The sequence below is a fragment of the Sphingopyxis sp. DBS4 genome, assembly GCF_024628865.1.
Lineage (GTDB): Bacteria > Pseudomonadota > Alphaproteobacteria > Sphingomonadales > Sphingomonadaceae > Sphingopyxis.
The window spans coordinates 1197342-1219366 of the sequence record NZ_CP102384.1; the positions used below are offsets into that span (position 1 = coordinate 1197342).

Below are 22025 nucleotides of genomic sequence, written 5' to 3' on the forward strand. Positions count from 1 at the left end.
ATGCCAAACTTGGAACCCAAAAATATCGGCTCCGATGACGTCGCCGCCGAAGATATCGCCCTCGACCAAGCCTTCGACCGAATGTCGGGAAAAATGTCGACGCTCGAGGCGGCCATCGATCAGTTCGGCTTGCGTCTGAACGATCTGGCGGGGCGGGATTACAGCGACGATCTCGCCAAGATCGACCAGAACTGGGAGAAGGCGCGCGAGGCCTTCAAGCGGTTGACCGAACGTCCCGCGCTGGCGCTCACGCCCGAGGCCATGGGCGAGCAGATCAGGACGGCGGGTGCGCGCGCTCGCGAGACCGAGCAACAAGCCCTGCGCGACGCGCGTTCGCGTTTTGATGAGGCAGTGAAATCGATCAGGCTCGTCGTCGCTTCGGCACGAACACAGGAGCAGCAGAACTTTTGGGTCGCTGTCGCCGCTGGCGTCGCCGCAATCCTCGCCTTCATGGCGGGCTGCACTGTTCCGACCGCGATAGATCGAGCAGTGCCCGAGGACTGGCATTGGCCGGAGAGGCGTGCAGCCAGCCTTTTAGAAAGCGACATGTGGGGCGCCGCTGTTCGGTTGATGCAGACTGATGATCCTGCACGGTGGAACGCTTTCACACGGGCTTCGAGGCTGTACGAGGGAAATGAAAAGAAATTTGCCGACTGCGAGAAGCAGGCGCAACAGAAGAAGAAAGCCGTGGCTTGCACCGTCCAGGCTCGCCCGCCCAGCGGCCAATGAAGATCGGCTGTTTTGCGCCTCATGTTGGCCGCTCAGTCCGTGGTTGGCCGACACTGAAAGCAGTCGTCTGATTATGGACATGATGGGGAACCGGACGGATGGATGAACACGAACGCCGCGGCGAAGTTCGTGGCCACTAGTATCGCGGTGCGGATCGCGAACAGTTCGCGGGGGCGGATGTTCACTGGCAGCCCGCAAAGCGTAGTCGTTATCAGGCCGCCGCCGCCGAAATGGCGCCCGTAAATGCCGAACAGTGACTGCGCGGCGAGCAGGCGAACCGAAATGCCGGCGCCGGCGCGAGTTCGTTCCGATAGGCCCCCGCGCTCATGCCTGCGCCGGGGAGGGAGACGTTGGACGTGCGTGGCTCTGGGGCGGCCTGATCACTGTGGGCGTCGTGCTCATCGCGTTCCGGCCGGCCTGAGTGTGTCGCCGCCGGAGCGTCGGCCCCATTTTTCCTTATGGGGTGCGGATTCTGCGTTTCAGCGGCGTCAACAGCCCAATGTCGATTCCGCACGATCCCAATGTTAATGATGTCGAGTTGTTAATGGCGTGCGTCCAGGCACGAAAGGGCTATCGTTCGAGCATGATCAAGCGGTTCTGGGCCTCATCGACACTGTTGCTGCTCTTCCCGCTGGCGGCGTGCGCTCACTACGAGCCAAAGCCGCTCCTCGTCGATGCCGGTGCTGCGCCGTCGCTTCAGGCCCCGCTAACCGATATCCTGTCGCGCGACGCTACGACGATTGACCGGCCCTATCTGAAGCCCGTCGCGCTCGACCTTTCGGCGCCGCTCGACCCCAATGGCATCGCGATCCTCGCGGTGATCGCCAATCCCGATCTCAAGGCGCAGCGCGCGCGCGCCGGTGTCGGTGACGCGCAGGTCTTTGCCGCGGGACTGCTTCCCGACCCGACCTTCAGCTTCGGCGTCGACCATATTCTTTCGGGGCCGGACCCGCTCGACAATATCGCCGGCGCGCTGGGCTTCAGCCTGAATGCACTGCGCACGCAAAAGGTGCAGCGCGCGCAGGCCGTCGCCGAGGCACGGCAGGTGCGGCTCGACCTTGCCTGGGCCGAATGGCAGACGGCTTGCAACGCGCGGCTGCAGGCGGTGCGGGTTCTCTCGCTCGAGCAGGCGCTTGCCAATGCGGCGACCAGCGCCGACGCGAGCGAAGCGCTTCTCGGCCGCTATCTGAAGGCGGCGGGCCGCGGCGACATTTCGCCCGATCAGGTCCAGTCGTCGCGCATCGCCGCGCTCGATGCGCAGAGCAATTTCCGTAGCGCCCAGACCGGTCTCGCGGCCGCGCGATCCGAACTGCACCGCTTGCTCGGTCTGCCGCCCGACTATGCCCTGCGGCTCGCGCCGGTACCGATGCCGGCCGGGGTGCCTGGGACCGATCGCCTCTTCGCTCTCGCTCTTGCCAATCGCAGCGATCTCGACGCGCTGCGTGCCGGCTATGATGCGCAGGAAGCTGCTGTCCGCCGCGCGATTCTCGATCAGTTCCCGAACCTTGATCTCACGATCAACGGCGCGCGCGATACGGGCGGCAACAAGCTGCTCGGCCCGTCGATCGGCTTCACGCTCCCGCTATGGAACCGCAATCGCGGGGGTATCGCGGTCGCCGAGGCCACGCGCGAAGCGCTCCATCAGGAATATGATGCGCGCCTCTTCCAGACCCGCGCCGATATCGCCGCCGCGGTGTCGGGGCTCGCGATCGCGCGCCAGCAATATGAGATCCTTCACGCTGGTATGCCTGCCATCGAAAACTTTGCGAAAGCGAGCCGCCGCGCAGCGCAGCGCGGCGACCTTGCGCTGGCGACCGCCGAGGTCGCCGAGCAAAGCCTTCGCGATCGGCAATTGCTCCTTCTCCAGTCGCAGCAGGCGATCGCCGAACAAACCATTGCGCTCGAACTGCTCGTCGGCGCCCCGCAGGAATCCTGGACCCTATGATCAGCCGGACGTCCCTCGCTCTGCCGCTCGTCTTCGCCTGTCTTCTGGGCGGCTGCCAATCCTCGACCGATACGGCCGCGACCGCCGATCCGGTCGCGACGATCGACGTTGCGGCCGTGACCACCGGCGATATCGACGAGAAGATCATGCTCTATGGCGCGGCCGAGGCCAATGGCGCGGGCAAATATACGCTCTCGGCTCCGATGGAGGCGATCGTTCAGGCCGTCGATGCGCCGGTAGGAAGCCACGTGACGCGCGGCCAGATATTGGTACGGCTGAGCCCAAGCCCGACCGCGCGGCTCGATCTCGCCACCGCCTCGGCCAATGCCAATGCCGCAGATCTGGCGCACGCCCGGGCGCGGCGCCTTCGCGCCGACGGGTTGGTGAGCGATGCCGAGGTCGAAACCGCACGTGCCGCGAAACAGGCCGCCGACGCATCGCGCGCGAGCCTCGCCACCCGCAACGGGGCACTGGTGCTTCGTGCACCGGCAAGCGGCACGGTCGAGGTGATCGGAGCAAGCGCGGGCGAACTCGTCGCGGCCGGTACGACGATCATATCGCTGGTCAAGGAAGGCGACTTGCGCGCGCGCTTCGGCGTCGATCCCGCGATCGCGCGGCGCATTCCCAAGGGGAGCTATGTTGAGGTTACCGCGGCTGGCAGCAAGCGGGCCTTCAACGTCCCTGTGCTGTCGGTCGACAGCGTGGTAGACTCGGTGACGAAGCTGGCGTCGGTCTATGTCCAGATACCGAATGAGCGCGGCGTCGGTGCGGGCGAAAGCCTGACCGGGCGCGTGTTGCTCGCCAATATCTCGGGCGGCATCACCATTCCCTATGCGGCGCTGCTCGATGACGGGGGGCAGCCCTTCGTCTTCGTCATCGCGAACACTATCGCCAAGCGACGCGATATCGTCGTCGGGCCGCGCACCGGCGACCGGATCAGCGTCACCTCCGGGCTGAAGGCCGGCGAACGCGTCGCGACGGCTGGCGTAACCGCGCTTGAGGACGGGATGAAGACCCGCATCCAGGGCGCGAAGAAGTGACCGACGTCATCAGCAAGCATGCGCGGTCGATCTGGCTCACGGTGATCCTGCTCGCGCTCGCGGGGGTGGTATCGGCGACGCGCGTGCCGGTCGGGCTGTTCCCGAACATCGATTATCCGCGCGTCGTCGTGTCGGTCGACGCCGGCGACCGCGACGCCGCGCAGATGGAAGCCGAGATCACCCGCCCGATCGAAATCGGGCTCCGCGCGGTGCCTGGCGTGACCAATGTCCGCTCGGTCACGAGCCGCGGGAGCGCCGAGGTTGCGCTCAATTTCCAGTGGGGCGACGATATGGTGGCGGCCGCCCAGTCGACGCAGGGCGCGCTCGCGACGTTGCTGCCGACCTTGCCGCCGGGCACGAGCTTCAACGTTCGCCGCTCGGACCCGACGATCTTCCCGGTCACCGGCTTCGCCTTGACCTCGGACAGCCTCAGCCCCGAGGCGCTTCGTGCGATCGCCGATCTCAAGATATTGCCTGCCTTGACTTCGGTCGAGGGCGTCGCCGGCGTCGACATATTGGGAAGCAGTCCGCGCGAATTCGCGGTCGATGTCGATCCCGCTCGGCTGCAATCGCTCGGGATCAGCCTCACCGATGTCGTCACCGCGCTCGGCAAGGCCAATATGGTCCGTGGGCTCGGCAAGATCGAGGATCGCCACCGTCTCTATCTGGTGCTGATCGAGAACCGCGTCGCCAATGCGGACGATCTTGGCGCGATCCCGGTCAAGGCGGCCGCAGGCGGGGCAGGGGTCGTCACGCTCGGGCAGATCGCGACGATCTCGCCCTCGACGGCCCCGGCGTTCAACCGCGTAACCTCCGACGGCAAGCAGGCTGTCCTCGTCAACGTCCGCCAGGCGCTGAAGGGCGATACGGTGGCGATCGTCAAAGCGGTCGATGCGCGGATCGCCGAACTGCATCTGCCGCCATCGGTCAAGGTCACCACCTTCTACGATCAGTCCGAACTGGTCGTCGGCGCGGCAAATGCCGTGCGCGACGCGATCCTGATGGGCGCGCTGCTCGCCGGGATCGTGCTTTTCGTCTTCCTGCGATCGGGGCGGCTGATGGTCATCACCGGCCTGATGCTGCCCGCGGTGCTCGCCGCCACCTGCCTACTGCTCTTCGCGTTCGGCATGAGCTTCAACATGATGACGCTTGGCGGCATGGCTGCGGCGGTCGGGCTCGTGGTCGACGATGCGGTGGTGATGCTCGAACATATGATGCGGCGGATGCAGGAGCAGCGGTTGGCCGAACCCGGGTCGCTGCTCTCCGCCGCAGCCGAAATGGGCATGCCGCTGCTCGGCTCGACCACCGCAACGATCGTCGTCTTCCTTCCGCTCGCCTTCATCAGCGGGGTGACCGGCGGCTTCTTCAAGGCGCTTGCGATTACGATGGTCGCGGCGCTGGTCATTTCCCTGCTCTTCGCGCGCTTCGTCATCCCCCTCGTCGCAGCCTATTGGCTCCGCGAGAAGGACGCCGAGTCCGCCGATCGCGCCAACAAGATCCTCGATCCGCTGCTCGATCGCTACGGTCGCGCCAGCACGCGCGCGTTCGGGCGGCCGGCCTTGCTCGCGGTCGTGGTCGCGGCGCTGCTGGCGGTCAGCGGTTATATGGCGTGGCGTAACGTGCCCTCGGGCTTCATGCCCAAGATGGACGAAGGCGGGTTCGTCATCGACTATAAGGCGCAGTCGGGCGCATCGCTCGAAGATACCGACGCGCTGCTGCAACGCGTCGAGACGATCATTCGCGCGACGCCCGAGGTCGCCAGCTATTCGCGGCGGACCGGACTTCAGCTCGGCGGTGGCCTGACCGAGGCGGACGAGGGCGATTATTTCATTCGCCTCAAGGGCGGCTCGCGGCGGAATATCGAAGCGGTGATGACCGATATGCGCGAGAAGATCGCGGCTCAAGTGCCAGGTCTCGAAGTCGAACTGATCCAGCTCATGGAGGATCTCATCGGCGACCTGACTGCGGTGCCGCAGCCGATCGAAGTCAAATTGTTCGGCGACGATCCGGCAGCGCTCGAAACCGCGGCGAAGGCTATCGGCGATCGTATCGGTAAGATTTCGGGCGTGGTCGAGGTCATCGACGGCCTGCGCGTCGCGGGCGACGCGATCAGCATCGCGGTCGATCCGGGCGCCGCGGCCCAATATGGCCTCGACCCCAACAGCATCGCTTCGCAGCTCGAAACTGCCGTGGGCGGCACCCCGGCGACGCAGGTCCGCATCGGCGCGCAGCTCATTGGCGTGCGCGTGCGCGCGCCGCAGGATTTACGCAGCGACGTCGCGCAAATCGAAAACCTGCCGCTGGTTGCGCCCGACGGGAGCAGCATCCGGCTTGCGGCGGTCGCGACCGTGTCGACGCAGGGCGGCCAAAAGCAGCTCACGCGCGAGAATTTGGCGCCTTATATTGCCGTGACCGCGCGGCTGGAGGGGCGCGATCTCGGCTCGGCGATGACCGAGATCAAGAGCGCGGTCGGACGGCTCAAGCTGCCCGCCTCGGTCCGCGTCGACTATGGCGGGCTTTATGCCGAGCAGCAAAAGAGCTTCGCCGATCTCTCGCTGGTATTCGGCGCCGCCTTGCTGCTCAGCGCCTTGCTCATCACCCTGTTGTTCGAGCGCGCCGGCTGGACGGTCGCGGCGATTGCCACGGTGCTACTCACTGCGGCAGCCGTGATGATCGGCCTGTGGATCATGGGAATCGAGCTCAATATTTCGGCGCTCATGGGGCTCACCATGGTCGTCGGCATGGTCGCCGAGCTCGTCATCTTTTTCCTCGCAGAAATCGACCGCGACAGCCCCATGACGGCTGCGACGTTGCTGGAGGCCGGCAAGAAGAGGCTACGTCCGATCCTGATGTCGGCCCTCATCGCAGTCCTGACACTCGCGCCGCTCGCGCTGGGGATCAGCCGGGGCGCCGGCCTTCAGCAGCCGCTGGCGACCGCGATCATCTTCGGCCTGATCGCCGCCGTGCCGCTGGTGCTCTTCTTTCTTCCCGCGGTGCTGCTGGCGCTCACGCGGCGCGAATCCGCACCAGCCGCCTGAGGCGCACCCTCCGCCGCGTCAGCCGTTCGAGCGATGCCGCAGGGAATGCGCGGTGAGCGCCTGAGTCAGGCGATAGGTCACCCCATAGCCGACATGATCGGAGAGCATCGTGCCGTCGCGCTCACGGCCGAACGGCACCGCCATCGCAATCGCTTGGATCGAGGCGCGATAGCCCGGTGAGAAGAATTGCCAGTCGCGCCCTCTCTGGAACACCGTCGCGACGATCGAGGGCACGGCGCGTCCGCATGGTTCGCCGGGCTTGAGGCAATGCTGGAGCGCATTGTCGATCGGCAGCCGGCGTTTGGTGGTCCAGTTGGCCGCGCTGTGAGCTGTGAGAAAGCTCCGTCGCTCGGCCGAGCTCGCGTTGAAATCGCCCGCCAGAATGACCGGCAGGTCGGGGTTGCGGTATCGCGTCAAGAAATCGTCGATTATTTCGACTTGTCGCCGATAGGCATAAAGCGAGCGCTCCTGGCTGACGCCGGAGGCTTTCTTGCTGTTCATATGCGTGGTGACCACGGTCACCGGCGTCGCACTTCCGGGAACGGCAATGGTCACCATCAATATGCCCTTGTTGGCGAGGCAGTCATACCCGGCGCAGGCAAAGGCGGGAAAGGCCTCGCGGCGCACCGAGAGGATGGGATAGTCCGACGCAAGCATGAGCCCTGAAGAGACTTGCTTGCCCGACCGCTCGCCCTTGAAAAAGCTGGCGCCGTCGATGAAGGGGCGATCGCCCAGTCGCGGCTGGACCGGGCTCGGAAGATCGCGAGACGGACCTTCGACGACATAACGATAGCCGCTGCGTCTGGCGATCGCCTTGGCTGGCGCAGTGAAGGCTTCCTGCAGGATGACCACATGCGGTTGCGCGCCGCGTGCCCGCATTGCGAGAAGGCGCTCCTCGATGCGCGCGAAGTCGACCGCGCGGTCGGAGGTTATAGGCCAGGGCAGGCCTTTCACATTATAGGCCATGATCGAGAGCCCGGCGGTGACGGGCTGCGGGGACGTGTACGGCTGCGCAGCGGAAGCGGCTGGCGGGACCGTCGCGACAAACAGCATCGGCGCCATCGCGATCAGCATAGTCACGCCTGCCACCTTCTTGCTCATCCGCGTTGCTCCTTCCGGTTCGAGATCGGCTGAATGACGCCGCGGAGCCGCGCGATCCGCACTTCCCCGTGTCAGGTGTGGAAACGCGAGGCCCATGGCGTCTGACCCTTCAGGCATCTGGCTGGCAGGTGCCCCGCGAACTCGGGGGATATGGAATGAGGGCTTTAGCGATCCGTGCCGCAGCGGTTGCAGCCATGCTCGATCCATGCGCCCTGATGGCGCAGGAGGCAGCGCCGAATATTGCTGTCACGCATAGCGCGCCCGTACATTACGGGCGAACATCGATGCGGTCACCGGTTGCGGCCTTTTCGGCCGATCATATCCCGGCAGCTCCTTCTCCCATCATCATGCTGAACGGCGACGTCGCGATGCTCGGCACCATCAGGAGCCAATCGGGCGGCCGCGAATGGGACGGCGGAGCCTTTCATCTGGCCGCCATGCGCGGACGGTCGGAGTCCGCGCGAATGGCCGGGCAAAGTTTCGAGTATCAGCGCTTCGCGATGATGGCGATCGGTGCCGACCTGTCCCGGGATATCTCGGATCGCGACACGCTGACGCTCGCAGGCACCTATGTCGCCCAGCGGTGGCATCCGGCGTTCATCGTCGGCCCGCACCGCTATTATCGTACCGACGAGCGCGCCGTCGCCCTGCACTGGACCCGCGATGATCGCCTCGATCTGGCGGGCACGCTGTTCGACACCGGTCCTGCGAACAGGCGGACGGCCGTCGAGCGCATCACCGACCTTGCCGGCGGCGCGCCTCGCGAGGTTCGCGGCTGGGGGCTGACGGCCAGTCTATATCCCGCAGGGGAGCCCGGACGCCTGTCGGTGGGCATCGATTTTCGCGATCAGCAAGATCGCGACATCCAGCGCCAGGACGCGCGCGTCCAGATCTTTCTGAGGCAGAAATTCTGACCATGACCCATGCCGAGCATATCGCGATCATCCTCCATGATTTCTCGACCGGAGGCAGCGAACGCATCGCCATTCGCCTCGCCAATCGCTGGGCGGAACTGGGGCGGCGGGTGACGATCATTTGCGGAACGCAGACGGGCGCGGCACGCGCGCTCGTCGGCCCCGGCGTCGCGGTCAGGACCTGCTCGCCCGAAACATTGCGCAGCCCCTGGTCGCGCATGCAACTCGGGTGGCGGATGGCGCGGATCGTGCGGGCCGAGGCGCCCGATATCATCTTTTCGCCGGGCAATTTTCACCTCATCATCCTCGCCTTTCTCGCGCGCCGACGCTTCGCCAAGCGGCCAATTTTCGTCAACAAGCTCAGCAACCCGATCCGCCGGGCAGGGATTCGCCACCACATATGCGGGCTCGCCGATGCGGCGATCCGGCTCGCCGCCGCGCCGATCGACATGCTGGTCGCGATGTCGCCTTCGTTGCTTGACGAAGCGCGGTCGGTATTTCCGGGCCATGCCGTGATTGAAATCGCCGAGCCCATCCTCGAGGACGATGCCGCCGCCCCGCACAGCCGTGCCGGCCTCGAACCCGCGCCGCTCATCCTCTGCGCCGCGCGGCTCGCGCCGCAGAAGGATCTGATCACCGCCCTCCGTGCCTTCGCCGAACTCCCTTCGGCGCTGAGGGCACGGTTGTTGATCCTGGGCGAAGGGCCGCTGCGCGGACGGCTCGAACGCGAAGCCGAAAGGCTGGGTGTCGCGGCGCGCGTCGAGATGCCGGGCCATGTTCCCGATATCGCGCCCTATCTTGCGCAGGCGGACCTCTATCTGATGAGCTCGCATTATGAAGGCTATCCCGCGGTCCTCGTCGAAGCGATCGCGGCGGGGGTCCCGATCGTGACCACCGATTGTTCGCTCGCCTTGCCCGAAATCTTCCCGTCGCCCGAACTGGGGGCGATCGTTCGCCAGCGGCAACCCGAAGCCATCGCCGGGGCGATCGTCGCGCAGCTCCGCCGGTCGCCTCCTGCACCAAATGCAGCGCGCAAGATCACGGATCGCCACAGGCTTGGTGCCTCGGCGGCCGAATATCTGGCGCTCTTTGACCGGCTGGCTCGATGACCGCGCGCCGCCTGCTGGCCTCGATCCATGATGTCACGCCGGTTCATGCCGAGCGTCTGGACCGCCTCGTTCCGATCGTCGAAGCGGCCGTGGGTCCGGGACGCTACGCCCTCCTTGTCGTTCCCGATTTTCATCGGCAGGGCCTGTTGACGGACGATCCGAAGTTCGCCCGCCGCCTGCGCGGCTGGGCCGACGCGGGCTGCGAAATATTCCTGCATGGTTTCACTCACATCGACGAGAGCCGCCATGCAGGCGCGGCCACCCGCTGGAAGGCTTCGCGCATGACGGCCGGCGAGGGTGAATTCCTCGGCCTCTCGACGCGCGAGGCCGAAGCGCGAATAGGGGAAGGCCGCGATATGATCGAACAGGTGATCGGCCGGCCGATCGACGGGTTTGTCGCGCCTGCGTGGCTCTATGGAGAGGATAGTCTCGCCGCGCTCGCGGCGCAGGATATACGCTTGATCGAAGATCATTTACGCGTCTGGAATCCCCAGAATTTCGCGGTTTTCGCGCGCGGGCCGGTCGTGACCTACGCGAGCCGGTCGCGCCTGCGCATCGCGAGCTCGATCCTGTGGTCGCGCCTCGCAACGACGTTGCTCGCACGTGCATCGACGGTCCGTCTCGCGGTCCATCCGCACGACGTCGATTCGCCGCGGTTGATGCGCGAGATTATTCGCGCGCTCGGTGCTTTTACGCGGTCGCACCAGCCGGCCGCCTACGCAGACCTGGCATCCGGCCGATTTTCCTGAATCGCTGGTGCGGATTTACCGGGGGCTTGGCGTCAGTCCCTCAGTGACCCCTGCCAAAAGGTGATCGATGGCTTCTCAAGCATTGGGTGCAACGCCAAATAGATGGGCAGAGCGCCTTCGTCCTCTCCTCCAAGAGCAACATCCCTGGCAAAAATATCTTTCTCTCGGCCTGTCGCTCGCGCTCCTTGCCGCGCTCGGCTCGAAGCTTTCGAGCATCGGCTTGGCCGGACTCGTGCGGGGTGTCCCCGCGTCGCCGGTCTTCTGGATTGCCTTTGCTGCTTATTATTTCGCGCTGCCGGCCTCCGAATGGCTGATATTCCGGCGCCTGTGGAACATTCCGCGCACCGGTTTCGCTGCGCTGCTGCGCAAGCTCGTCAGCAACGAGATATTGTTCGGCTATAGCGGCGAGGCCTATTTCTACGGCTGGGCGCGGCGCCATGCAAAGATGGCGGCGGCGCCTTTCGGCGCGATCAAGGATGTCAGCATCCTTTCGGCGGTCGCCGGCAATCTCATGACCCTGGCGATGCTCGCGCTTGCCTGGCCGGTCATCGGAGAGGTGGCCCCCGAATTCCATGGTCGAACCGTCGCGCTGTCGGCGGCGGTCATCATGGGGCTCTCGCTCGCCCTGCTCGCCTTCAGGCACCGCATCTTCTCGCTATCCCGCTCCGACCTGAAGATGATCTTCGGCGTCCATACCGGCCGGCTGCTGCTGACCACCTTGCTCTCGGGCGTGATGTGGCACAGCGCCTTGCCGGCCGTGCCCATGGGCTCGCTGCTCCTCCTCGCCACACTGCAACTGCTCGTAACGCGCCTGCCTTTCGTGCCAAACAAGGATCTTGTTTTCGCCAGCGTTGCGCTCTTCCTGATCGGGCACGACGGCGCGATCGGGCCGCTGATCGCAATGATCGCCGGATTGATCCTGTTCGTGCACCTTCTTCTCGGCGCCGTTTTGACGCTCTCGGAACTTGCGAAGGCGCATCGGTCGTGAAGGTCGCGATTGCACCCATGGCGCTGTTGCTGGTGGCGGCAGCCCCCGTCAAACCCGACCCGTCGCTGGGCAAGGCCGGGGCCGCGTGCCGGGCGAATGAAACGGGTCCGGCGGTCCTCGTCTCGGTGATCGGCCTCAAGGATCGCAAGGGCCTGGTACGCGCCGAACTCTATCCGGCGAACGACAGCGATTTCCTTGCCGACGATGCGGTCCTGATCAACGCGCAAAAGTTGTTCCGGCGAGTGGACCTGGAGCTGCCGCCATCGGGGCCCGTCACCCTCTGTCTGCGCGTCCCGGCACCCGGCCGGTACAGCCTGTCGGTCCTGCACGATCGCAACCATAATCTCAAATGGGACAAATTGTCCGACGGGCTCGGGTTCGGCGGCAATCCGAAGCTCGGCTGGTCGAAGCCGAAGGCGGCTGCCGCGTCGGTCGTGGTGGGCGCGGGGCCAACACGCACCGAGGTCGTCATGAATTATCTGAGCGGGCTGAGATATAAGCCACTGGAACGCAAATGAAGATCGTCGACGTCTGCGCCTTTTATACGCCGCACGGCGGCGGGGTGAAAACCTATATCGACCGCAAGCTCGCGATCGGCGCCGCGATGGGACATGAAATCGTCGTCATTGCGCCAAGCTCGCACGATCGGGTCGAGCGGCGGGCGGGCGGCGGCACGATCGTCCATGTTGCGAGCCCGCAATTGCTCGTCGACCGGCGCTATCGCTATTTCGACGACGCCGCGGCCGTTCATGCGCGCCTCGACGCCGAACGCCCCGATGTGGTCGAAGCCTCATCGCCCTGGCGCACCGCCAATATCGTCGCCGACTGGCAGGGCGATGCGCCGCGGGCCCTGATCATGCATGCCGATCCGCTAGCTGCCTATGCCTATCGCTGGTTCGGGCGGTTCGGCAGCCGCAAGACGATCGACAAGAGCTTCGATCTCTTCTGGCGCCATCTGCGCCGGCTGGGTGCGCGCTTCGACAGCGTCGTCAGCGCCAATCGCCATCTTTCGGCGCGGCTCAGGGCGGGCGGTGTGGCGGGAGTCGAGACGATACCCATGGGAGTCGATCCGGGGCTCTTCTCGCCGGCGCACCGCGATCCCGGCCTGCGGCGGGATCTTCTCGCGCGCTGCGCGCTCCCGGAAAGCGCGACCCTGTTGATCGGGGTTGGCCGCCACAGCGGCGAAAAGCGTTGGCCGCTGGTGATCGATGCCTGCCTCGCGGCGTCACAGCATCGTCCGATCGGCCTGGTCCTTGTCGGTGACGGCCGCGACCGTGCACGGCTCGTCCGCCAGATCGGCAGTAATCCGCACGTCCATCTCCTTGCGCCGGTCGCCGATCGCGCCTTGCTGGCACGCGTGATGGCCAGCGCCGACGCGCTGATCCACGGCTGCGAAGCCGAAACCTTCGGCCTTGTCGCGGCGGAGGCCGCGGCATCGGGTCTGCCGTTGATCGTCCCCGACGAAGGCGGCGCGTCGGACTTCGTGCGCAGCGACAATGGCGAACTCTACGAAGCGGGCGATGCAGGCGCTGCGGCGCATGCGATCGGACGGCTCCTCGCGCGCGATCCGGCAGCGCTCGCTGCGGCCGTCGCCCGGCGCGCCGGGAGCGTGCCGCTGATCGACGATCATTTCGGCGCGCTGTTCGGCCGCTATCGTTCGTTCGCGTCGCTCCGCCGGGCGGCCTGATGTCCGCGATCGATCTTTATATCGCGCGGCGGCTCGCACGGCCCTTTCTCGCCGTCAGCGCTGTAATTGTCTTGTTGCTGACACTCGAGAACAGCCGCCGGCTGATGGCGTTGCTTGGCAATGTCGAGCAGCCCGTCGCCGTGCTGATCAAGCTGATGCTCTATCTTGTTCCCGAATATCTCGGGCTTGGCCTGCTGATTGCCGTGTTCGTATCGGTCGCGGTCGTCTTTCGCGACTTCGCTCTTCAGGGCGAACTCGACATATTTGCGTCGATCGGTCTCTCCCCCCGTCGCTTGCTCCGCGCGCCGCTGATGTTCGGGCTGGCGGTAGCGCTGCTGCATGTCGGCATTCGCGCTTATATAGAACCGGCCGGCGAGCAGCGGCTCGATGCGCTCGGCACGTCGATCGCGCTTGGCAATCTCGGCCTGTCGATCGCGCCGGGCGAGTTTCTGCGTCCCAGGCCCGGGACGATGTTTCATGTCGATGCCGTCGACAGGAGCACGGGCATTTTTCGCGGACTTCTTGTGCAGAGCCGCAGCCTGACGGTTGCCGCGCGCGAAGGGCGGGTGATCAATGGCGGGCACGAGGGGGTCTTGTTGCGACTGTTCGATGGCCATGTGGTCGTGACGTCCCCCAGCGGCCGACTCGAAGTCACGTCGTTTCAAGCGATGGCGATGCCCATAGAGTTGATGGCCGCCAAGCCCGTCCATATGACGCCGCGCCATCGAAACGACCGGCTCATGTTCGGCGATCTGTGGCGCGCCGCGTCTCACGCCCCGACCGAGCCCGAACGCGCGGCAGCCCGCGCAGCGTTCGGTAGCCGGTTTGTGTCCGCCGCCTTTATCGCTCTTGTCCCGCTCTTCGGTTTTGCCCTCGGTGTTCCGCCCAAGCGATCGACGTCCGCGCTTGGGCTGGGCCTCGGCATCATGCTGATTGTGGGCTTCGTCCAGACGATCGTCGCGATCGAGGATGGCGCCAACGCGTTAGCGCCCCTGTTTCAGGTCGCGATCCTGTTTGGCTTTGCCTGTGTTGCGCTCGCGATGCTTCGCGCCCAGATCCGTCGCGGGCCCGGCGCCATCGAGGCGATGCTGGTGTCGGCGAGCCAACCCGCGCGGCATCTGTCGCGCTGGTTCCGCCTCGACCGCCTGATGATGCGGCTGCCCACCGACCGGCAGCCGATATTGTCGGCTGGTCGATGACGGCACCGGGTCCGCAGCACAGCAATCCGCCAAAGCCGTCGGCGCAGCCGGATGACGGCTCACGCGAGGCGAACGCCTTTCATTGGCTTCCCCATGCCCCCGTCTGGTGGAACCTGCTGCGCTTCGCGACACGCAATTGTCGGAGATGAGGGTTGCCCGTCAGCCGCGAATGGAGCGCCGCTCGTGCAGGCTTCGCACGGGCGCAGCTTTTGGCTGACGCCAGTCATAGACCGTCCATCCCCGTCGCAAGGCCATATGGAGCAACCGGCGCGACGGATTGACCGCCACCGCTTCATCGGCCCATTCGAAGGTAGGAAGGTCGGAAAGATCGTCCGAAAAGAAGCGGATGTGGACGTCCACGCGATCGATCTCCTGACTCGCCAGCCAATGTTCGAGCATGCGACGCTTGTCCGCGCCGTAGCAATTCGCGCCGGCGATCCGGGGCGTGAGGTCGCGCCCGCGCCACATCGACCCCGTACCGACCACATCGGTGACGCCGAGCCGCTCGGCGATGGCCTCGAGATAGAACAGGTGCGCGGCCGATGCGATGACGACGCGGCGCCCGGCTGTTTTCTCGGCTGCGATGTTCACAACGCCATCCCGATGGATATTTTGTGCAAGACTCTGCTCGGCATAGGCGCCCGCGAGATCGGTTATTGTGTCGAGATCGACAGCGCTTCCGAGCATAAGGCGCTGCATCGCCTGCTTGAGCTGTTTGCGCGACAGCAAGCGGGCCTTGTACGCCGCCATCAAGGCGACCACGAGCGGGACGAAGACGAGGCGCCACGGCGCATGCCGCCGCGCAGCGAAAAGCAGGAACGGCGACCAGGTCCCGTGGATGGTCAAGGTGCGATCGAGATCGAAGATCGAGAGCGGACGCGATGATGTCATGGGCGACTTCCTCCGCAGGAACGACGCCGCCCGAATTATTTTCCGCACTTGCTGTGGATATCAGGCCGCCGCGGCGTCGTTCTCCCTATGCGGATCGGCTTTCTCTTCAACCACGACCAGATTCATCAGATGGCGCACAGCTTGCCGGTCGCTATGGCCCTGGCGCGCGCAGGCACGGGCGCCGATATCATGGTCGCGACCACCAGTGATCTGCTGGCGCGCGAGGCGATCCGGTTGATGGGCGGCACTGTGCCGGCTGGCATCCGGCTTGTCGCGCTTGGTCTGAATTCGGCTGCGTCGCGGAGCCTCAACGCAGTGCTCGGATCGATTCTTCCGGCCGCCAAATTGTTGGTATATCGTGACAATCTCGACTTCTTCCGCTCGCTCGATTTGCTTGTCGTGACCGAGCGGACGTCGCTCATCCTCAAGACGCGCTACGGCCTTTCATCGCTCCGCATGGTGCTGACCGATCATGGCGCCGGTGACCGGGCGATCGGCTTCGGCAAGTCCGCGGCGCTGTTCGATCATATCCTGGCGGCAGGCCCGAAAATCCGGGACAGGCTGACCCGGGAAGCGGGCGTGTGCCCGGATCGCCTGACGATCACCGGCTATCCCAAATTCGATATCGCGGCAGGGCAGGGACGGCCGATCAAGTTTCGCGGCAGCAATCGGCCGATCGTCCTCTACAATCCGCACGTCTCGCCGCATCTCTCATCCTGGTACAAGCAGGGCCGCGCGGTACTCGACTATTTCCTTGGTTCCGATCGTTACAATCTGATTTTCGCGCCGCACATCATGATGTTCGAGCGGCGGATGGCGGTGACGATCGACAAGCTCCGCTTCGGCCTGCCCGGCAACCTGCACAGGCGATATGCGGCGGCGCCCAATATCCATATCGATCTCGGCAGCGCCGCGCTGACCGACATGAGCTACACCAACGGCGCGGACATCTATCTCGGCGACGTAAGCAGCCAGATCTACGAGTTTTTGAAATCGCCGCGGCCCTGTCTTTTCCTCAACAGCCACGGCATCGACCCCGACCGGGATCCCAATTTCGCCCATTGGCAATCGGGGCCGGTGATCTCGGGAGCCGGCGACCTCGGTCGCGGTTTGGAGGAAGCGGTGGCGGATCACCCGGGCCGCTATCGGTCCGTGCAGCGCCGACTCTTCGACCATACGTTCGACCTCACCGCCGAGCCATCGTCGGCGCGCGCCGCCCGTGCGATCGCTTGCCTCGCGCGCGGCGTCATGCCCGAGGGCAGGTCCCCCGATGGCCGCCTTGCTTACTGAGACCGCAAAGGCGCCGCCGGGACCGGTTCGCCGCATCTACGAAAATCTCGGCCTCCTGCTTGGCGGCAAGGCTGCGGCCGGCCTGATCAGTCTCATCTATGTCGTCGTCGCCGCGCGTGTCCTTGGCCCCGAACAATATGGCGTGCTGGTGCTCGTCAATTATTTCGCGATGCTGATCGGCGGCCTCATCGCCTTTCCGGGCTGGCACGCGATCGTTCGCTACGGGGTCCAGCCCGCCGAGACCGATCATGCGAAGCTCATCCGGCTGCTTCGCTTTGCCGGCGCCATCGAACTGGCGGCGGGCGTCGCCTCCGTCATTGTCGCAGCGCTTGCGGTGCCGCTCGTCGGCCCGCTGCTCGGATGGTCGGCGGACGCGCAGGCGCTCGCGGTCCCCTATTGCTTTGCCGTTCTGGCGACAGTGCGCGCGACGCCGGGCGGTTATTTGCAGATACTACGGCGCTTCGACCTCCTCGCGCTTCACAATATCGTCACCCCGGTGATGCGGCTGCTCGGGACGCTGATCATCATCGTCTTCGATCTGGGGCTCACGGCCTTCCTCGTTGCGTGGCTCGTCGCTGCGCTTCTCGAGGGCGCGTCGCTATGGATTGCGGCGATCTATCTCGCCCGTCGTCATATGCTCGATCAGCCCTTGCTAGGCGCCATCGCGGACGCGCGGCGCGAGCATGAGGGGCTGGGCCGCTTCATGCTCACCGCCAATGCCGATATCATGCTTGGCGACCTGACCGGACGGCTGACACCGCTCATTGTCGGGGCAATGCTCGGCCCGGCAGCGGCGGGCCTCTATTCGATCGCCCACCGCGCGACGATCGTCATTTCGCAGCCTGCGCAAATGTTGGGGCAAGCCGCCTATGCCGAGCTCGCGCGCCTCGCGGCTGGCGGCGGCGCGGGTCTCGTTATCCGGCAGGCGCTCGGCCGGTGCATCGGCATTGCGTTCGCCACGGCGCTGCCTCTTCTCGTCATCCTCGCTTTCTTTTCGCGCGAAATCGCAATATTGATCGGCGGGCAAGCCTTCGCCGACGCTGCCGGGGTCATGCTCTGGCTGACGCTCGCCCGCGTCGTCGCGATGGCAGGGCCACCGACAAGTGCAGCGCTGATCGCCATCGGGCGACCCGGCTTGTCGGTGAGGGCAAATATAATCGCCGGACTTGGCCTCATGCCGCTGCTGCCCCTGTTTACCCGCTCTGCAGGGCTCGTGGGTGCCGGTTATCATGCCCTGCTGCAGGCGTTGGTCGCTGCGGGCCTGCTTGGTTTCGCTCTGTGGCGAGTTACGGATCGTCCGCAATGAGCGCGCCGTTCGCCTTAACCGCTTCGTGCAGCCTCACGCCTTTCATATTCGCGCCATATGAGGCAGACACTATGCCTTGCCGCAAGGACGAAGACGAAAGAGCGCAGCGTTTGATGAATAGATCCGGCGGGCTCGAAGCGATATTCATGGCCAATCGGCCAGCTTTGTCGCGCTATTTGCGCGTTCGTCTTCGAGGCGATGGAGACGGTGAAGACATCCTGCAGGAACTGTGGCTGAAGCTCGCCGGTATCGACGCGAGCCTGATCGCCGAGCCGCTCGCCTATCTCTATCGAACCGCGGAGAATCTGGTCCTCGACCGGCGCCGCTCGGCGCAGCGCCGCATCGCGCGCGAGCAGGAATGGACGAAGGGGCATATCGACGGCAGCATGGCCGCACCGCGCGATGCGCAGCCATCGGCCGAACGCATGCTTGTGGCCCGCGACCAGCTGAGGCGGGTCGATGCGGTGCTCGACGCCTTGCCCGAGCGCACCGCCTTCGCGTTTCGCGCCGTGCGGATCGATGGCGTGCCACAAAAGCAGATCGCCGCCCAAATGGGGATCAGCGTGAGCGCGGTGGAGAAGCATTTGCAACGGGGGTACCGCGCGGTTCTGGAGCTCAAACAGCAGCTGGATGTGGATATCGACGCGCCGCAACGTCAAGTGGCCGAAGGAATTGATGATGGGGACCGGTAGCATCGTGGACGAGGCCGTCGCATGGCATGTACGGTTGCAAGGGCCGGCGGCCGACGGCGCGCTGTGGGCCGAGTTCACAGCCTGGATGGAAGCCGATCCGACGCACGCCGATGCCTATGATGCCGTCGCGCTCGCCGACGAGCGTCTTTCGGAAGAACTGGCCGAAACCAGTGCGCCCGAGGCATATGAGCCGCTGCTGACCAATGACAACGAGCCCGGTGCCCGGCCCTGGTATCGGCGCACCGCTTTTCTCTCGATCGCGGCGAGTCTCGTCCTCGCGCTGTTCTTGTCGCCTATGCTTTTTCGATCGCCTGGAGTGGAAGTGATTACGACCCAGCCCGGCGAAACACGCGAAATCGCTCTTGGCGATGGATCGACGATCGGCCTCAACGGTGGCACCACTATTCACCTCGATCGCAAGGCCGAACGCTTCGCGCGCCTCGACAGCGGCGAGGCGATCTTCACGATCAAGCATGACAGCGCGCGGCCGTTCGTCGTCGAGACGGGCGACGGAACGCTCCGTGATCTCGGCACGATCTTCAACGTGCGCCAGTCGGTAAACGGCCTGGAAGTCGGCGTGTCCGAAGGCAGCATCCAATATGATCCGGGCGCCCAAGCGGTCACGGTAACGGCGGGCAAACAGCTCCGTGTCCAGCGCGGCAAGTCCAAGGCGGTGGTGACGGCCATCGACCCGGCTTCGGTCGGCGGGTGGCGGCAGGGGAGGCTGAGTTATCATGATGCGCCGCTCACCACGATCGCGCTCGATCTCTCGCGTTCGCTTGGCACGCCGGTGACTGTTTCGCCGGATCTGACAAGCCGGCGCTTTTCGGGCGTTATCCGCATCGATCGCGACGAAGCGAAGCTCTTCCGGCAACTGGAGTCCTTGCTTGGCGTCCATGCCCGCCATAGTGCCAAAGGATGGCAATTGACGCGCTAATCCGGTGACCTGGAATCATTTTCTTTCTGCCGCGGCAATCGCCATCGTTACTGCGAGCCCGGCGGCGGCGGCGGCGGCGGAAAGCCGCAACTTTAATATTCCGGCCCAGCGTCTCGACAATGCCTTGATCACGCTCGGAAACGAGACGCAAATTTCTATCGGCGGCATCGATCAGCGTCTGGCAGGTGTGCGCAGCAAGCCGGTTCGCGGCCGGATGACGATCGCACAGGCGCTCACCATGATGCTGCGAGGTACCGGTTTTACCTACCGGATCGTCGATGCCGAGACCGTTCGTATCATTCCGGCGCCGCAGGCGCAGGCGAGGCCGAAGCCCGTGGCGCCTCCGAAGCTTGCACCCCCCGCGCCGCGTATCGAGGCAACGATGACGCCGCCCGTTGAAATCATCGTTACTGCGACCAAGCAAGGCCAGCCGCTCGACAGCTATCCGGGCACCGCGCATATCGAGTCGGTAGGCAGCGTCGGTATTGGAGAGAGTCAGGGCACTGCTGCCTTTGTCGCGCGCATCCCGACCTTGACCTCGACCAATCTGGGGCCGGGCCGCAACAAATTGTTTGTGCGCGGAATCGCCGACAGCAGCTTTTCCGGACCGACCCAGTCGACCGTTGGTATCTATCTCGGTGACCTTCGGCTCACCTATAATGCGCCCGAGCCTGACCTGCGCCTCTATGATATCGACCGCATCGAAGTGATCGAGGGCCCCCAAGGCACGCTCTATGGCGCCGGAGCGCTTGGCGGGATCATTCGGATCGTTCCGAAAATGGCGGACGCGGGTGGCTTTCACGCTTCGGCAACCGCAGGTCGATCGTTCACGCGAGGAGCCGAGCCGGGATATGATATCGAGGGAATGGTCAATCTCCCGATCCTGACCGACCGGGTGGCGCTTCGCGTCGTCGGCTACAAACAGGTCGAAGGCGGCTATATCGACAATAGCACGTTGGGGACCGAGAATACCAACCGGACCCGCATCGATGGCGCACGCGCAAACTTGCGAATTGAACCGGGAGATAATTGGACGATCGATGTCAACGCGTTGCTCCAGAATATCGACACCCGCGACGGCCAATATGCCGAGTCCGATCAGCCGCGTCGGACCCATGCTGCAAATATCCCGCAGCCGTATGACAATGATTTCAAGGCGGCGGGGTTCGAGATTGCCAAAGACTGGAGCGATCTCAAGCTCATCTCATCGACGGGTATCGTTGACCATGGCTTGTCGGAAACCTTCGATGCGACCGGATTTGGCGGCAATCCCGAGGTGCAGATTTTCGAAGGGCATGAGGAAATTCGCCTGCTGACCCACGAGACGCGACTTTCGCACCGCGGGCCGTTCGGCAACAGCTGGGTCGTGGGGCTCGGTCTCGTCCACAACATCGACCGCATCGACCGTCGTCTCGGTCCGCTCGACGCGCCCGTCACGCTCGCGCGGCTGCGCAACCAGAAGACCGAGGTCGCCGTCTTCGGCGAAGCGACGCAGCAGATCGCTCCGCGCCTGTCCGGGACACTCGGCGGACGTGTCGTCTTTGCTGAGACGATCGGCGAGTTGATGGGTGGCTCGGATCAGGATTTCGAACCGAAGCGTCGGCAGGTTCGTGTCCTCCCGACCGCTGCGCTGTCGTGGAAACCGAACCCCGAACTTCTAACTTTTCTCCGCTACCAAAGCGGCTTTCGGAGCGGCGGCATCGCGATCACCGGGGGGCGGGTCAACACCGCGCAGCGCTTCGATTCGGATTCGATCCACACCGCGGAGCTCGGAATCAGGTTCGGGAGCGAAGCCGATACTGCCACGTCCCGCTTCTCAGGCGGCATCACGACCTCCTATTCGATCTGGACAAGTATCCAGGCCGATCTGATCGGGGTCGACGGGCTGCCCTTTACCGAAAATATCGGACGCGGCACGGTCTACGGTGCTGAAATCAACGGCCGCTGGCATGCGACCGATCGCCTGTTCTTCGATGGCGCGATGTTCGTCAATCGCAGCGCGCTGACCAACCCTGCCGAAGGGCTCGAAGAGGCCGACGAACGGCCGCTGCCTAATATTGCGCGGACCGGTGCGCGTTTCAGCGCGGCTTGGGAGAGGCCCTTGTCCTCCAGCCTTACCTTCAAGCTCGACGGTACCGTCCGCCTGATCGGCGCGTCGAGCCTGGGGACGACGGCGCCACTCATCCTCGAACATGGCGAAACGACCCAGGTCGACCTGTCGGCGTCGCTTGTCGCATCGCAAGGCTGGGCCATCTCGCTGGATGCCACGAACCTGCTCGATGCCAGCGGTAATACCTTCTCCTATGGCAACCCATTCACCGTCGCCGACGGCAAGCAGATCACGCCGCTGCGACCACTGACGGTACGATTGGGTATTCGGGCAGGATTCTGAGGGGCCACATCCGCTTGA

18 protein-coding genes are annotated in these 22025 nt (G+C 64.9%); 16 read left to right on the forward strand and 2 right to left on the reverse strand.

The genetic code is table 11. The features are described from left to right. The 4 genes from NP825_RS05575 to NP825_RS05590 all read left to right on the forward strand — a co-directional run bounded on the left by NP825_RS05575 (nucleotide 1) and on the right by NP825_RS05590 (nucleotide 6752). Nucleotides 1-729: a DUF6118 family protein gene (locus tag NP825_RS05575; protein ID WP_257549199.1), complete on the forward strand. Its 729-nt coding sequence runs from the start codon at nucleotides 1-3 to the stop codon at nucleotides 727-729. Between the two features lie 583 nt (nucleotides 730-1312). Next, on the forward strand, nucleotides 1313-2674 hold the full coding sequence (locus NP825_RS05580; RefSeq protein WP_257549201.1) for a TolC family protein: 1362 nt from the start codon (nucleotides 1313-1315) through the stop codon (nucleotides 2672-2674). Then, nucleotides 2671-3714, forward strand: coding sequence for an efflux RND transporter periplasmic adaptor subunit (locus tag NP825_RS05585; protein ID WP_257549203.1), 1044 nt, complete (start codon nucleotides 2671-2673; stop codon nucleotides 3712-3714). Before NP825_RS05580 ends, NP825_RS05585 begins: the two co-directional genes overlap by 4 nt. Next, nucleotides 3711-6752, forward strand: a complete 3042-nt coding sequence (locus NP825_RS05590; protein ID WP_257549205.1) for an efflux RND transporter permease subunit — start codon at nucleotides 3711-3713, stop codon at nucleotides 6750-6752. Before NP825_RS05585 ends, NP825_RS05590 begins: the two co-directional genes overlap by 4 nt. 18 nt (nucleotides 6753-6770) lie before the next feature. On the opposite strand, the gene NP825_RS05595 is transcribed toward NP825_RS05590, so the two are convergent. Next, the gene (locus NP825_RS05595; RefSeq protein WP_257549207.1) at nucleotides 6771-7853 is read right to left on the reverse strand and encodes an endonuclease/exonuclease/phosphatase family protein; all 1083 of its coding nucleotides are present in this window, start codon (nucleotides 7851-7853) and stop codon (nucleotides 6771-6773) included. Nucleotides 7854-8137: 284 nt separating this feature from the next. On the opposite strand from NP825_RS05595, the gene NP825_RS05600 reads away from it, so the two are divergent. The 7 genes from NP825_RS05600 to NP825_RS05630 all read left to right on the forward strand — a co-directional run bounded on the left by NP825_RS05600 (nucleotide 8138) and on the right by NP825_RS05630 (nucleotide 14499). Continuing rightward, nucleotides 8138-8767 carry a hypothetical protein gene (locus NP825_RS05600; RefSeq protein WP_257549209.1) on the forward strand — a complete coding sequence of 210 codons (630 nt, stop codon included), beginning with the start codon at nucleotides 8138-8140 and terminating at the stop codon, nucleotides 8765-8767. A gap of 2 nt (nucleotides 8768-8769) precedes the next feature. Further along, nucleotides 8770-9876: a glycosyltransferase gene (locus tag NP825_RS05605; RefSeq protein WP_257549211.1), complete on the forward strand. Its 1107-nt coding sequence runs from the start codon at nucleotides 8770-8772 to the stop codon at nucleotides 9874-9876. Then, entirely contained in the window at nucleotides 9873-10625 is a 753-nt protein-coding gene (locus NP825_RS05610; RefSeq protein WP_257549213.1) for a polysaccharide deacetylase family protein, read from the forward strand. Before NP825_RS05605 ends, NP825_RS05610 begins: the two co-directional genes overlap by 4 nt. A gap of 67 nt (nucleotides 10626-10692) precedes the next feature. Continuing rightward, nucleotides 10693-11613 carry a hypothetical protein gene (locus NP825_RS05615; RefSeq protein ID WP_257549215.1) on the forward strand — a complete coding sequence of 307 codons (921 nt, stop codon included), beginning with the start codon at nucleotides 10693-10695 and terminating at the stop codon, nucleotides 11611-11613. Next, the gene (locus tag NP825_RS05620) at nucleotides 11610-12131 is read left to right on the forward strand and encodes a DUF2141 domain-containing protein (protein ID WP_257549217.1); all 522 of its coding nucleotides are present in this window, start codon (nucleotides 11610-11612) and stop codon (nucleotides 12129-12131) included. Before NP825_RS05615 ends, NP825_RS05620 begins: the two co-directional genes overlap by 4 nt. After that, nucleotides 12128-13300 (forward strand): glycosyltransferase, encoded by a 1173-nt coding sequence (locus NP825_RS05625; RefSeq protein WP_257549219.1) that lies wholly within the window; start codon nucleotides 12128-12130, stop codon nucleotides 13298-13300. Before NP825_RS05620 ends, NP825_RS05625 begins: the two co-directional genes overlap by 4 nt. Further along, complete coding sequence (locus tag NP825_RS05630) at nucleotides 13300-14499, forward strand: LptF/LptG family permease (RefSeq protein ID WP_257549221.1); 1200 nt, start codon at nucleotides 13300-13302, stop codon at nucleotides 14497-14499. The genes NP825_RS05625 and NP825_RS05630 overlap by 1 nt, the downstream gene beginning before the upstream one ends. A gap of 159 nt (nucleotides 14500-14658) precedes the next feature. Here NP825_RS05630 and NP825_RS05635 read toward each other — a convergent pair whose 3' ends face one another. Further along, the gene (locus tag NP825_RS05635) at nucleotides 14659-15390 is read right to left on the reverse strand and encodes an HAD family phosphatase (RefSeq protein ID WP_257549224.1); all 732 of its coding nucleotides are present in this window, start codon (nucleotides 15388-15390) and stop codon (nucleotides 14659-14661) included. 87 nt (nucleotides 15391-15477) lie between these two features. Here NP825_RS05635 and NP825_RS05640 point away from each other — a divergent pair, with 87 nt between their 5' ends. The 5 genes from NP825_RS05640 to NP825_RS05660 are packed head-to-tail and all read left to right on the forward strand — an operon-like array spanning nucleotide 15478 to nucleotide 22007. Then, entirely contained in the window at nucleotides 15478-16680 is a 1203-nt protein-coding gene (locus NP825_RS05640) for a hypothetical protein (protein ID WP_257549226.1), read from the forward strand. Beyond that, nucleotides 16661-17986, forward strand: a complete 1326-nt coding sequence (locus NP825_RS05645) for a lipopolysaccharide biosynthesis protein (RefSeq protein ID WP_257549228.1) — start codon at nucleotides 16661-16663, stop codon at nucleotides 17984-17986. The genes NP825_RS05640 and NP825_RS05645 overlap by 20 nt, the downstream gene beginning before the upstream one ends. After that, the gene (locus NP825_RS05650; protein ID WP_257549230.1) at nucleotides 17983-18678 is read left to right on the forward strand and encodes an RNA polymerase sigma factor; all 696 of its coding nucleotides are present in this window, start codon (nucleotides 17983-17985) and stop codon (nucleotides 18676-18678) included. The genes NP825_RS05645 and NP825_RS05650 overlap by 4 nt, the downstream gene beginning before the upstream one ends. Continuing rightward, nucleotides 18665-19615, forward strand: coding sequence for a FecR domain-containing protein (locus tag NP825_RS05655; RefSeq protein WP_257549232.1), 951 nt, complete (start codon nucleotides 18665-18667; stop codon nucleotides 19613-19615). The genes NP825_RS05650 and NP825_RS05655 overlap by 14 nt, the downstream gene beginning before the upstream one ends. A 4-nt stretch (nucleotides 19616-19619) precedes the next feature. Next, on the forward strand, nucleotides 19620-22007 hold the full coding sequence (locus NP825_RS05660) for a TonB-dependent receptor (protein WP_257549234.1): 2388 nt from the start codon (nucleotides 19620-19622) through the stop codon (nucleotides 22005-22007). The last annotated feature ends 18 nt before the right edge of the window (nucleotides 22008-22025 follow it).